This window comes from Streptomyces sp. NPDC101234 (assembly GCF_044767525.1).
In the GTDB taxonomy this organism is placed as follows: Bacteria; Actinomycetota; Actinomycetes; order Streptomycetales; family Streptomycetaceae; genus Streptomyces; species Streptomyces sasae.
This window is the reverse complement of record NZ_JBIWOA010000001.1, coordinates 81,760-94,126: the sequence shown is the minus strand read 5'-3', so window position 1 is coordinate 94,126 and position 12,367 is coordinate 81,760. Positions and strand designations below refer to the sequence as shown.

The window sequence follows — 12,367 nt, the reverse complement described above, 5'->3', positions numbered from 1 at the left end:
CGCAGGTCCTCCCCCAGCGCCCCTGAAGGGGCGCCTCAGCGCAGCCTCAGTGCCTTCATCACCTTCAGGCTCGTGCTCATGAACTGGGCGTACTTCTCGTCGTCCATGCCCAGCGAGGGGGCCATCGGCAGCAGCCGCTGCTGGGCGACCGTCTGCGCCTCGGTGTACTTGAGGATGCCCTCCGAGCCGTGGCGGCGGCCCAGACCCGAGTCCTTCATGCCGCCCATCGGGGACTGGACGCTGCCGTAGGCGGGGGCGTAGCCCTCGTTGACGTTGACCGTGCCGGTGCGCAGGCGGGCGGCGACGGCGCGGCCGCGGCTGCCGTTCTTCGTCCAGACGGACGAGTTGAGGCCGTACGGCGTGCCGTTGGCGTGCTCGATGGCCTCCTCCTCCGTCTTGAAGCGGTAGAGGGAGACGACCGGGCCGAAGGTCTCCTCCGTGCAGACGGCCATCGCGTCCTCGACCCCGTCGAGGATCGTGGGCTCGTAGAAGTAGGGGCCGATGTCGGGGCGGGCGGTGCCGCCGGCGACGACGGTCGCGCCCTTCTCGACGGCCTCCGCCACATGCCGGGTCACGGTCTCCAGCTGCCGTTCGCCGACCAGGGATCCCATGTCGGCGCCGTAGGCGAGGGACTTGCCGAGGCGCATGGCCTTGGTGCGGGCGGCGAACCGCTCGACGAAGGCGTCGGCGATCGACTCGTGGACGTACAGCCGCTCGATGGAGATGCAGAGCTGTCCGGCCGAGGAGAAGCAGGCGCGGACCGCGCCGGCGGCCGCCTTCTCTATGTCGGCGTCGTCCAGGACCAGCATGGCGTTCTTGCCGCCGAGTTCGAGGGAGACGCCGACCAGGCGGGCGGCCGCGCCCTGCGCGACCTCGCGACCGGTGCGGGTGGAGCCGGTGAAGGAGACGTAGTCGGCGTGCCGGACGACCTCGGGCCCGACGACCGGACCGTCCCCGATGACGACCTGGAAGACATCGGCGGGGAGCCCCGCCTCGATCAGCAGGTCACGCGCCCACAGGGCGGTCAGGCAGGTCTCCGTGTCCGGCTTCATGACGACCGCGTTGCCCGCGACGAAGGCGGGGAGCGCGTCGCCGACGGAGAGTTCGAGGGGGTAGTTCCAGGGGGCGATCTGGCCGACGACCCCGCGCGGGTGGCGCAGTTCGGTGACCTTGGTGAGGGTCGGCATGGCGCCCGCGTGCCGCTTGGGGCGAAGGTAGGCGGGGGCCTTGCGGCCGTAGTGGCGGGAGGCCACGGCGACGGCCTGCACCTCTTCGTGGGCGTGCAGACGGGCCTTGCCGGTCTCCAGCTGGATGAGGTCGAGGACCTCGGCCTGGCGGGCCAGGATCAGGTCGTGGAAGCGGAGCAGTACGGCGGCGCGCTGCCGTACCGGCACCTTCGCCCACACGGCCTGGGCGGCGCGGGCCGCGTCATAGGCCTTGGCCACGTCCTCGGGGGTGGACTCGGGCAGGTCCGCCAGCTTCTCGCCGGTGAAGGGCGTGTGGTTGGCCGTACGTCCGGAGCCGACGACGCCCTTGGTGAGCTGGGCGACCAGCTCGGGCGTGACCACGTCGGCGGCCGTTCGTGCCCCGGCGGGGGCGGGGGCGAGGGGGTTGGTGCCGGTCGTGTCCGTACCGGTCTTCTCCGGGGCCTGCGAGTCCGTCATGAGCCGCAGGGTATTCGGGAGCGGGGCCTTTGGGTACCCGTGGGTAACCCGGTTTCACGGAGTGCGCACACACCGCCAGTGATCACTGGCAGAGAATGCGCTGATCAGCGCCTCGGGTGAGGACGATCAGCCGCGTTCCGGTTTTTTGGCGAGGAGCAGGCCGAGGGCGGTGAGGGGAGTGAGGCGGCGGGCTTCCGGAGCCGGCGGGGGTGGCGGGACCGGAGCGTGGACGGGAGCCGGTGCCGGGGGCTCGGCCACCCACGCCGGAAGCCCGGCTCCGGCGGCCTCGGCCAGCGCCTCGGCGACGTCGGCGGCGGTCGGCCGTGCCTCGGGATCGGGGGCGAGGAGTTGTGCGAGCAGCGGCCCGAGGCCGCCCTCCGTACCGCCGGTGGCCACGCGGAGCAGGGCACCGAGGGACCACAGATCGGAGGCGGGTCCGGCACAGCGCCCCGCGGCGCACTCGGGAGCGACGAAGTCGCTGTCGCTCCGGCCCTGCAGCCCCCCGCCGATACCGACGTCGGTGACGACGACGCGTTCGCCGTCCGCCTCGATGAGGACGTTGGACGGCTTGAGGTCACGGTGCACGATCCCGACGCGGTGGGCGGCGTGCAGGGCCCCGAGGACGGCGAGCCCGACCCGGGCGGCCTCGGGAGCCGGCAACGGCCCACGGGCGGCGAGAGCGGAGTGCAGCGACTCCCCCTCCACCCACTCCATCACGATCCAGGGCAGTTCGTCGTCCAGGAGTACGTCGTGGATGGCGACGGCGGCCGGGTGGTCGACGCGGGCCGCGGCTCGGGCCTCGTGCAGCAACCGGTGTGCGGCGCGCTGCCGTTCCTCGTCGTCCGCGGCACCGGACAGCCGGGGCTCCTTGACGGCGACGTCCCGTCCGTCCTGTTCGTCGCGGGCGCGCCACACGGTGCCGGTCGGCCCGGAGCCGATGCGCTGGGCGAGCCGGTAACGCCCGCCGATCAGACGTCCCTCGACCGGCTGTTCGCCGTCTTCGCTCATGCCACATGAGTACCGCGCGCACCATGCCCTTGTCGAAGCGGCGCGGTCAGAGGCGCACGGGTCGGGGCCCCTCCTCGCGGAAGGGGCCCCGACCGTCGCACGAACACGCCTCCCAGGCGCGGTAGGACAGTCAGGGAGTTACGGCATATGCCCGTCCCGTACGACCTCTTCGGCCTCTTCGAGCGCCTCACGGCAGAGTGCCTGCCGCTCACCGCCGGTGCGGTCCGCCGAGCGCCTGAGGTAGTCGACGACCTCGGCGGAAGAGTCGGCCAGTTGCGGCACGAGGAAACAGAACTCCTTGAACCAGTTGAGGCTTTCGTCCTCCGCATGGCGGATCAGCGTCGGCACACCGTCCAGGATTCGCCGACGCGCATACTGGGCGACATCCGTGTCCGCCCCGTCCAGCATCACGGAGAGCCCGACCGCGCGACCGTTCAGGACTGCCTCCAGAAGGCTCACCGCCTCAGCGGGGAGACGTTCACGCCTCTCCAGACGCTCGACCAGTACATCGACGCAGGCTGCCGCCGCGGAGTACAACTGTCCCTGGTTCGCGACCTCGCAGTACAGAACCCCGTAGGCGCGCTGCCGCTCACCGCTGTCCTCGTCCAGCAACAGCTCCAGGTATCCGGGAATCCGCTCTCCCGGAAGGGTCTGGCAGGTGAGCGCCGACCAGTCCCATCGGCCGCTTCCTTTCACTGAAGATCACTCTCCCGCGTCGCGCCCGGGGCGAACTGCCCGCGCGGAGTGCGGCTCCCACAGCGAGGACACACCGGTGCGGTCGCCCGGGCCGGCGTGTACGTGGTCGTGGCAGCGCTGTTCGAGCCGCTGCTGTCCCGGGTGTCGACCGCGCCGCGGTGGGTGGACGGGCCGGGGCCGCACTCGTTCCAGCCGCCGACGCAGTCGGCGAGGCGGAGACTGCTCGGTGGCGGCGCCGTACTCGCAGGTGCCGCCCGGCTTCATCTGCAGGTCGTCCTGGACGGGCTCCAACGGGGGCCGGTTGTAGGTCACTTCGAGGTGCGCGTTGCAGCAGAAACGCTTCCAGTACGAGGTGTCGGACTCGCTGCCCGCCTTCAGCCGGAACGTGGTGGTGTCCCAGGCCTTGTCGGACGCGGTCTGGATGGTGCTCTGCACGTCGAAGCGGACGTTCTGGTTGGTCGAGGTGCACGAACCGGCGTTGTCGGTGGGCGACTTGGTGCCGATCGTGGTCTTCGAGGACGGCTGGTTCGCCCAGTCGGTGTTCGAGCTGATCGCGCTCGCGCCGGTGCTGTTGACCCGGGCGAGCTGCACCTCACGGGCGCTGGAGCCATAGGTGAACACCTGCGTCACCGCGAACTCGGCGCTGACGATGTCCCTGCCCGCGAAGCTCCCGGTCGGGATCGCGAAGAACTGCCGCTTGACGTCCGTGAAGCTGCTGCACCGGACCGACACGTCGGAGGGGCACAGGCCCACGCCTTCGTCGTCGTCGAACTTCCAGAACGAGGTGCTGGAGTAGTGCGAGGAGACCATCGTCCAGCCGGTGCGGGTGGCGGTCTTGACGACCGGGTCGATGTAGACCGGGTAGACCGTGTCGGCGTCGGTGAGCAGGCCCGCGTCGGGGCTGAGCGTCATCGAGTCCGCGGTGACGTCCACGCCGACGCCGGCCACCTGGGCGCCCTCGGGGGCGTCTGGGTGTCCTCGTCGCCGGAGCCGGCGGCGGGTGCGTCGGCCTCCTTCGCGTGGCTGGAGTCCCACATCACCGGCTGCGGCGCCTCGAAGACCGCGCCGCCCGAGCCGGTGTCGGTGGCGGTGAGCCCGCCGTCCCCGGTCTCCGTCAGCTGCACCGAGGTGGTGTCGAGCGGCAGGCGCAGCTTCGCCAGCTCCGGGTCGGCCGCGGCTTTCGCGTTCTTGACGACCAGCACGTGCGAGAAGCCCTCGGCGCTGGCGGTGACCTTGAGGTCCACGCCGTCCAGGACGTTCGGGTAGGTGGCGGTCGAACCGTCCAGCTTCGGCTTCGGCAGCCTCCCGGGCCAGTCGAGGGCGAGCGAGCGGCCGTCCTTCTCGATCGTGGCGAAGGCCGAGTCACCGCCGCCTGAGAAGGACATGGCCGTCAGCGCCGCCTTCGGGACGAGGGTGCCGTTCTTCCGCCGGACCAGGGTGGTGTCGATGTCCGTCCACTTCCCGTCGACGCGGGTGCGGACGGGCTGGACGTACTCGCTGGTGGTGAACGTGCCGTCCGGGTTGGCGACGGTGGTGCTGCGTTCGTCGCGCAGGCTCTGGATCTCGACCGGCCTGCCGGACTTCTTCGCCTTGGTCCGGGCGGCGTTCGGGGAGAGCGACGTGCCGCTGCCCGCGGACGTGTTCTTGCCGGCCGACGTCTGTTCGGCGGCCGGTGCGGGGACGACGCTCAGACCGGTCGTCAGCAGCGCCGCCACGGCGGCTGCCGCGACGAGGGGACGGCGTCCGGGTCTCCTGCGGATCTCCATGGCGCTGCGCCTTCTGCTCCTCTGCCCGCCGCTCATCCCATCGCTCCGAACGTCGAGCCCGCGTCGGGCAGGCCGGCTGCGCCAGGCTGATAGGTGGTGGTTCCCGTGCTGGTGGAGCCGTCGGCGTTGGTCCACGAGGTCACGTAGAGAACGCCCTTCGATGTGGCCGACTCCTTGCTGTAGGGCACGCCGGCGTAGAGGTAGGTGCTGCCGCCCATGAGCGCGATCCCCGTGTAGTCACGTGCCGTCGCGGTGCCGGGCAGGCCGGAGCCCCGGGTGAGTTCCCTGTCGTTCGTGACGATGGCGGCGTCTACCGGCCGGAAGATGTGCACGGAGCCCGCGTCCTTGACCGTGGCGGTGTCCTTGCCGGGCTCGCCGACGGCCAGCAGCACATCGGAGTTGTACGTCTGGTCACTGGACCGGTAGCCGGTCATGGAGATCGAGGCTCCGAAGCGGTCCCCCGCCTCCGGCGCACCGCCGATTCCGGCACTGTCCTGTGTCAGCCCTACGAGCGGCCTGGGCATGCCACCGGAGAGGGTGTGGCTGAAGACCGTCACTCCGCCGGCGAACGCCGCGTCACCGACGGCCTCACCCGGCGTGCTGACGGCGAAGTAGCGGTTGCTAACCCGAACCAGTCGTACGCCTCTGTCGTGCTGGCCGAGTCGAACTCGCCCTGTGTGTAGCCCTGAATCGCAGAACCCGCGCCGATCCCCGTGGGTGTGCCATGGATGATGTAGATCGCTCCGGCGTCCACGAGCTGCCCGCCGTTCTTGGCCACGTCCTCGTACGGTGTGCCCACGGCCAGGTCGGTGCAGCCGTCCCCGTCGGCGTCGTACGCGGCATAGGAGGTGCCGAAGCCGTCGCCGGCTTCCGGAACCGCAGGCATCCCCGTGGTGGCCTGCGAAATCTCGGACACCCCCTTGCCTCCGCCGAGCACCACGCGCACCAGCCCGGCCTTCTTGGCTCCGTTCACTGTGGCGCCCGGGTCCGCGATGACCACATCGCCCACGCCGTCGCCGTTGAAGTCGTTCGCCGTCCCAGCCGTGCACGTTGCGGCCGCCGCCTCCGGCGATGCCAACGTCACGACCCCCGTAGCGGCCAGGAAAAGCCCCGCCAATGCGGCTAGCCCCCTGGCCAGATGTGTACGCGTGCGCACACCCCACCCCTCATTTTCCGGGCACACCAGGTAAGTCCACCCTATGAATGACGTAAGAGCAGACCAAATACGACCCAAATAAAAACCGTCAAGGCCGACGGCAAAACCGGATGCACACAGCAAGCACACAGAGCGTGACCATCTTTCCCTCATGCGCCGCAACGAACGAGAAGAGGGCTCCAGGCGTCAAATAGGGACGAAAAGCCCGCCACTCGCGACCCGAGGCGAGGCGACGGCCCGACACTTCACTGGATTTTCACATGACGGGTCCAGGGCAGTCGTGATATGTTCATGACCGTAAGATGCTTCTTACCTGACTTACCTGCGAATAGCCTCCACCTCGGTTATCAGGGCACCGGAATATCCGAATCCATTTCCTTCGGTCACCGAATTCCGCACCGCACGCCCCATCCGATCCGTAAACGGTTCGCCAAGACCTGGCAATTCAGATAAATTCCTGAGAATGCCGAGAATAAAGGTCAGCGTCATCGTTCCCGTCTACAACACCGGGACGTACGTCGACGAGTGCGCGCCGTCGCTGCTGGAGCAGAGCCTGCCGTCGGACGAGTACGAGGTGATCTACGTCGACGACGGCTCGACGGACGACACTCTGCCCCGGTTGGAAAGGATTGCCGCCGCGCACGCCAACGTCCGGGTCCACACCCGGCCGAACTCGGGCTGGCCGGGTGCGCCACGCAACCTCGGCATGCGGCATGCCGAGGGCGAGTACGTGCAGTTCGTCGACCATGACGACATGCTCGGACCCGAGGCTCTGGAACGGCTGTACGAGCACGCGAAACGGAACGACGCCGACGTCGTACTCGGCAAGATGTCCAGCACGATGGTGCGGCCCCGACGGGTGTTCCGGCACACGGTGGACGCCTGCACGATCGAGAACGACGAGCTGATGCAGACACTGACGCCGCACAAGATGTTCCGGCGGGCCTTCGTCGAGCAGCACGGGCTGCGCTTCCCGGAGGGGCCGTGGTTCCTCGAGGACATGCTCTTCGTCACCGCCGCCTATCTGAAGGCGCAGCGCATAGCCGTCCTCGCCGACTACCCCTGCTACTACTGGATGAAGCGGGACGACGGAGGCAACAACACCCAGCACCGGTTCGACCCCCGGTACGGGTTCTGGCCCAACATCCGCACCATCGTCCGCCAGATCAAGGACGGCACGACACCCTCCGACGACCCCGACGCCCTGCAGAACCGGCTGCTGCACCGCCTCTACCAGGTGGAGATCCTCGCCCGCGCCCGTGAGCCCGAAGTCCTGCGTGAGGTCCCGGCCGATCAGCGCCCGCGTTTCGAGACAGCCCGCCGGCTGGCCCTGGAGGAGTTCCCGCCAGCCGTACGGAAGGGACTGCCCGCGGTGTCACAGCTGCGGGCCGAACTCCTCGAACGCGGCGACTTCGAAGGCGCGGTCGCGTTCGCGGAGCACGTCCGCGGGGTGCAGGCGCACGGCGAGACGGGTGAACCCCGTTGGGAGGACGGCCGCCTGGTCGCCGACGTCGGACTGAGCCTGGTGCGAGGGGACGGCGAGCCCCTGGTACTCGAGCAGCGGGACGGGAAGCACTGGCTCGACCCTGAGTTGCTGGGTGGAGTGCCGGGGACCGAGGACGGCTGGGAGGTCCGTGATCCGTCCCGGCTCGCCTATGCCGAACTGGTCGTCAAGGACCGGGACCGGGAGGACTGGTGGTACCCGGAAGGTGACCTGGAGGTACGGCTGGAACCACTCGGGGAAGGCCGGTCCCGGCTCGTCGCGTCCGGGCGGCTGAGACTGGATCCGGAGCGGCTGGCGGGCGGCCGTCCACTGGAGCGCGGGCCGCACGAGGTGTGGGCGTACGTCCAGTTCCTGGGCATCGACCGGTTGATCCGCATGACCGGCGACGCCACTGCGAACACCCCGGCCGCCACGGGGCCGGGGCTGACCGGCGGGCGGCTCGCCCTCCCGTACTGGACGGCGGGCAGGGCTCAGCTCACCCTCGATGTGGGCCCCCGCCTGCGCAGGCTCGGCCCTGACACGGCCGACGCCGCCGCCGCGAACTCCGCCCGCGGCAGGCACATGCTCCCGTTGCCGTATGTGGCGGCGGCCGGGTCCACCGCCCCGGCGCCCGTCAAGGTCACCGTGGCCGCGCTGACGGTGAACGCCGAGCTGGTCCCGGAGGGCGGAGTGGCGCACCTGCGCCTCCCGGCCCGCCTTGAGCTGCCGTCGGGACGGCACCCGGTCACCCTCCCGAAGGCGCCGGCGCCGGTGGCCTACGCGGTCGTTCGCAAGGGTGCCGTGGTAGGGCTGGAGGGCCCCGCTCATCGCCCTGGCACCGGCCGTCGTCTGCTGGACGCGGTGAAACGCGTCCCGTGAGGCCGCGGGCCGTATCCGTCCCTGGCCCTCACCCCGCCGTGAACGTGTCCACCGCGACGTCGAAGTACTCCCGGGCCTCGCGCACCTTCCCCACCGGAGCCGACACCCACACGTCGTACATCCGGCCGCCCTCCTCCCAGCAGAGGTCGTAGGTGTGCCGGGGTCCCTCGGACGCGCTGAAGCCGTTCCAGGTGAACTCCCAGTAGGCCGCGGGGTGTCCGGCGTGGGTGGTGTCGGTGACCCGGCCGTCGTGATAGCCGGGGTTGGTGCTCGGCCCCTCGGCCGCCGCCCGGCGCATCACCGTCCCCGGTCCGCCGACCTGCGACTCGGCGACCTTGATGCCGAGCCGGAAGGTCTGCCCCGGCGACATGTAGAAGACGCGCTCGCCCTGCGGGTCGCGGGTGAAGTCCTCCGGTACGGCGAGGGAGAAGCCGGCCGGGTCCTGCGCGAGGCGGTAACCGGAGGGCACGGTGTGGGAGTTGGTCGCCGGGGGTGAGGGCGAGGAGGTCAGGGCGGTGGACTGCGCGGAGGGCGGCGGGGTCGAGGCCGTGGCCGCCGTATGTGATGCCGAGACCGCCGTCGTACCGCCGGGGCCCGGCGTTCCCCCGCCCCCGCCCCCGTTGAACAGCAGCGCCGCCGCCGACACCCCCGCCCCGGCCATCGCGGCGACCAGCAGCGCGGCGACCAGCATTCCGCGGGGCGAGTACCGGGGCGGCGCGGGCGGCTCCGGAGCGGGGGGCCGCGGCACGTCCCGCTGGGTGGGCGTGTACGACGCGACGCCCACGCTCCCCATCGAAGTGGCGACCGCCACGGCCCCCGTCTCCAGGAACGCGCGCAGCATCCGCTCGGCCTCCGCCGCGCCCAGCCGCCGTTCGGGATCCCGCTCCAGCAGCCCCCGTACGACGGGCAGCAGCGGCTCCGCCTGGGCCGGTGGCCGGATCTCGTCGGAGACCACGGCGTGCAGGATCCCGCCGAACGAGTCGCGCCGGAACGGCGACTCGCCGCTGAGCGCCGCGCACAGCAGAGCGCCCAGCGACCACAGATCGGACGCCGGACCGGAACGGGAGCCGGACATCCGCTCCGGCGCGGTGTACTCGGGTGAGCCGACGAAGGAGCCGGTCTCGGTGAGCGTGGTGGCGCCGGCGACCTGGGCGATACCGAAGTCGGTGAGCACGACCCGCCCGGTGCCGGCCTCGACGAGCACGTTCGCCGGCTTGATGTCCCGGTGCAGCACGCCCGCCTCGTGCGCCGTCCGCAGCGCGCTCAGCAGATCGATCCCGATCCGCGCGGCCTCGCCGACGTCCACGGGCCCGCCTCGCGAGATCCGGTCGGCGAGCGAACCGCCGTCGATCAACTCCATGACGATATAGGGCCGTTCACCGTCCTCCACGACGTCATGGACGACGATGATGTGCGGGTGGTGAAGCTGTGCGACCGCCTGTGCCTCACGCAGGGTGCGGTCGCGGCGCAGCCGGGCCTCGTCGTCCGAGCGGGAGTCGTCGAGGGCGAGCTCCTTGACGGCGACCTGCCGCCCCAGCAACTGGTCGGTCGCCCGCCATACGACACCCATCCCGCCTCGCCCGAGCCGCGTTTCCAGGCGATAACGCCCCGCGACCAGCCGTACGGCGTCCCCGTCGGTCCCCATGGCCCCATGATGCCGCACCGGACCGACCCCTTCCGGCGCGGTGACCGGCCAAGTGCGCACGACAGTCCGTTCTCGCACGGACCACGCCCGGGCCTCCGCGGGGAACGGCCGAGTGCGCCGCCGTCCCGGGAAGGACGGCGGCGCGCTGTTCCACTCGGGTCAGCCCTCCTGGAAGCCCCGCAGGATCACGTCGAACTGCTTGCTGGTGGTGTCCCAGTCGTCGGCCGGCGAGGCCTCGTAGACGGCGTACTCGGTGCCGGCGCTGTTCATGTACCCGACGTCGATCGCGTGGTAGGGCCCCGGGAAGTAGTGGGGCGCGTCCTGGGCCCGCGCGTTCCAGGTGTACTCCCAGCGGACGCCCGGCTGGTCGCGGAAGAGCTCCTGCTTGAGGCTCAGCTCCTGGTAGCTGATCAGCCGCTTCGAGACCTGCTGCTGCAGGTTCTTCATGTGCGCGTACGAGGTGCTGAAGTCCGGCGCGGTGTCGACGGCGACCCGCACGAGGTGCTTGCCCTTGTCGGGCGTGAAGTCGACCTGCTGGAGGCCGTCCTGGTCGATGGAGACGGACCGCTTCCACCCCTTGGGCAGGGAGATGCTGAAGCCCACCGGGTCCTTGCGCCGCTCCCAGCCGGCGGGAGTCGTGCCGGTCAGGGCCGTGGTCGCGCCCTGGGAGGAAGAGCCGGACGTGGCCGGTGAGACCACGCTGCCGGTGTCGTCCTGCTGCTTCCTGGAGTCCCACTTCTGCAGGGCGACGGCCCCACCGCCACCGAGCAGCGCGGCCACGGCGACGACGAGCACGAGCGTGCGCAGCCGGCGCCGCTTCGGCTGGACGGGGGTGGACGACGGGCCGATCGTCGTCGACGCGGACATGGAGCCGGCGCCCGAGGGCCGCTGCCCCCCGTACGAGCCGGCGTAACCCCCGGTCCGCGAGCTGCCGTACGTCTCCGCCTGCGAGCCGCCGTGCGCGCCGCTCTGCGAGCTGCCGTACCCGCCGGCCAGCGCGGTGCCGTACGTGCTCCCGGACGGCCTCTCCTGCGAGCCCGCGGAGTCCAGCCAGGTCTCGCCGCCGGTCTGTGACTGCGTCGGCACATACGCCTGCGCCCCGCTCGGCCGCCGTCCCTCCGCCGCCTCGGCGAGCATCTGCTCGAGTTCCTCGGGCCCGGGCCGCTCGGCCGGTTCCTTGCGCAGCAGCCCGGTGATGACCGGTTCCAGCGGGCCCGCGTTGAGCGGCACGCCGGCCTCTTCCTCCACGACCGCCTGCATGGTGGTCAGCGGTGAGGTGCGGCGGAACGGCGAGCGCCCCTCCACCGCCGTGTACAGCGTGGCGCCCAGCGCCCACAGGTCGGAGGAGGGACCCGGATCGTGCCCGCGCACGCGCTCCGGCGCGAGATAGTCGACGGATCCCACGACCTCCCCGGTACGGGTGATGGTCGTGTCGCCCTCGATCTGCGCGATGCCGAAGTCGGTCAGGAGGACCCGGCCGTCGTTGCCGAGCAGCACGTTGCCCGGCTTGACGTCCCGGTGCAGCACACCGGCGCTGTGCGCGGCGCGCAGCGCGCGCAGCACCCACAGCCCGATCCGCGCGGCCTCCCGCGGCTCGATGCGCCCCTGCTCCTTGACCGCGTCGGCCAGAGAACGGCCCTCGACCAGCTCCATGACGATCCACGGACGGCCGTCGTGTTCGAGTACGTCGTGGACGGTGACGACCGCGGAGTGGTTGATACGCGCCGCGGCCCGCGCCTCGGCCCGGGTGCGGGCCAGCAGAACGGCCTGCTCGCTCTCGGATACGTAGAGCGCCGCCGTCAACTCCTTGATGGCGACCGCCCGGTGCAGCACTTCGTCATGGGCACGCCACACCCGGCCCATGCCGCCGCTGCCGATGGTGTCGGCGATCCGGTAGCGGCCCGCGATGAGCAGGCCCTGCATCTGATTCACGTTGCCCCGCAATGCTCTTGTCAGGGTCAGACTAAGGACCGGCCTGCGGTCAGGGAACCAGCGGGGTCCCATGGAGACAGCACTGTGACGGTTCTCGCTTCTCATACGGGATGTGAACGAAATCCCCTCATGGGGACG

Annotated in this window: 10 protein-coding genes; 1 reads left to right on the top strand and 9 read right to left on the bottom strand. The window is 70.8% G+C overall.

What is annotated here, in order from left to right:
- Positions 1 to 35: 35 nt before the first annotated feature.
- The 7 genes from ACIRR9_RS00475 to ACIRR9_RS00445 form a co-directional block, all read right to left on the bottom strand.
- Positions 36 to 1,664, bottom strand: a complete 1,629-nt coding sequence (locus tag ACIRR9_RS00475) for a succinic semialdehyde dehydrogenase (protein ID WP_365336713.1) — start codon at positions 1,662 to 1,664, stop codon at positions 36 to 38.
- Positions 1,665 to 1,790: 126 nt separating this feature from the next.
- Positions 1,791 to 2,672, bottom strand: a complete 882-nt coding sequence (locus ACIRR9_RS00470; RefSeq protein WP_403746024.1) for a serine/threonine-protein kinase — start codon at positions 2,670 to 2,672, stop codon at positions 1,791 to 1,793.
- 138 nt (positions 2,673 to 2,810) lie between these two features.
- The gene (locus tag ACIRR9_RS00465) at positions 2,811 to 3,368 is read right to left on the bottom strand and encodes a hypothetical protein (protein WP_403746021.1); all 558 of its coding nucleotides are present in this window, start codon (positions 3,366 to 3,368) and stop codon (positions 2,811 to 2,813) included.
- 6 nt (positions 3,369 to 3,374) lie between these two features.
- A complete protein-coding gene (locus ACIRR9_RS00460; RefSeq protein WP_403746018.1) occupies positions 3,375 to 4,301 on the bottom strand; it encodes a DNRLRE domain-containing protein in 927 nt (308 codons plus the stop codon).
- On the bottom strand, positions 4,277 to 5,134 hold the full coding sequence (locus ACIRR9_RS00455; protein ID WP_403746015.1) for a hypothetical protein: 858 nt from the start codon (positions 5,132 to 5,134) through the stop codon (positions 4,277 to 4,279). Before ACIRR9_RS00455 ends, ACIRR9_RS00460 begins: the two co-directional genes overlap by 25 nt.
- Positions 5,135 to 5,166: 32 nt before the next feature.
- Positions 5,167 to 5,658 carry a hypothetical protein gene (locus ACIRR9_RS00450; RefSeq protein ID WP_403746013.1) on the bottom strand — a complete coding sequence of 164 codons (492 nt, stop codon included), beginning with the start codon at positions 5,656 to 5,658 and terminating at the stop codon, positions 5,167 to 5,169.
- Between the two features lie 29 nt (positions 5,659 to 5,687).
- Positions 5,688 to 6,290 (bottom strand): FG-GAP and VCBS repeat-containing protein, encoded by a 603-nt coding sequence (locus ACIRR9_RS00445; protein ID WP_403746011.1) that lies wholly within the window; start codon positions 6,288 to 6,290, stop codon positions 5,688 to 5,690.
- 463 nt (positions 6,291 to 6,753) lie between these two features.
- Here ACIRR9_RS00445 and ACIRR9_RS00440 point away from each other — a divergent pair, with 463 nt between their 5' ends.
- Positions 6,754 to 8,652 carry a glycosyltransferase family 2 protein gene (locus ACIRR9_RS00440; RefSeq protein ID WP_403746010.1) on the top strand — a complete coding sequence of 633 codons (1,899 nt, stop codon included), beginning with the start codon at positions 6,754 to 6,756 and terminating at the stop codon, positions 8,650 to 8,652.
- Positions 8,653 to 8,680: 28 nt separating this feature from the next.
- Here the strand turns inward: ACIRR9_RS00440 and ACIRR9_RS00435 are convergent, their stop codons facing one another.
- Both ACIRR9_RS00435 and ACIRR9_RS00430 read right to left on the bottom strand, forming a co-directional pair.
- Entirely contained in the window at positions 8,681 to 10,297 is a 1,617-nt protein-coding gene (locus ACIRR9_RS00435; RefSeq protein ID WP_403746008.1) for a serine/threonine-protein kinase, read from the bottom strand.
- Positions 10,298 to 10,456: 159 nt separating this feature from the next.
- A complete protein-coding gene (locus tag ACIRR9_RS00430) occupies positions 10,457 to 12,220 on the bottom strand; it encodes a serine/threonine-protein kinase (RefSeq protein WP_403746007.1) in 1,764 nt (587 codons plus the stop codon).
- Positions 12,221 to 12,367 lie beyond the last annotated feature (147 nt).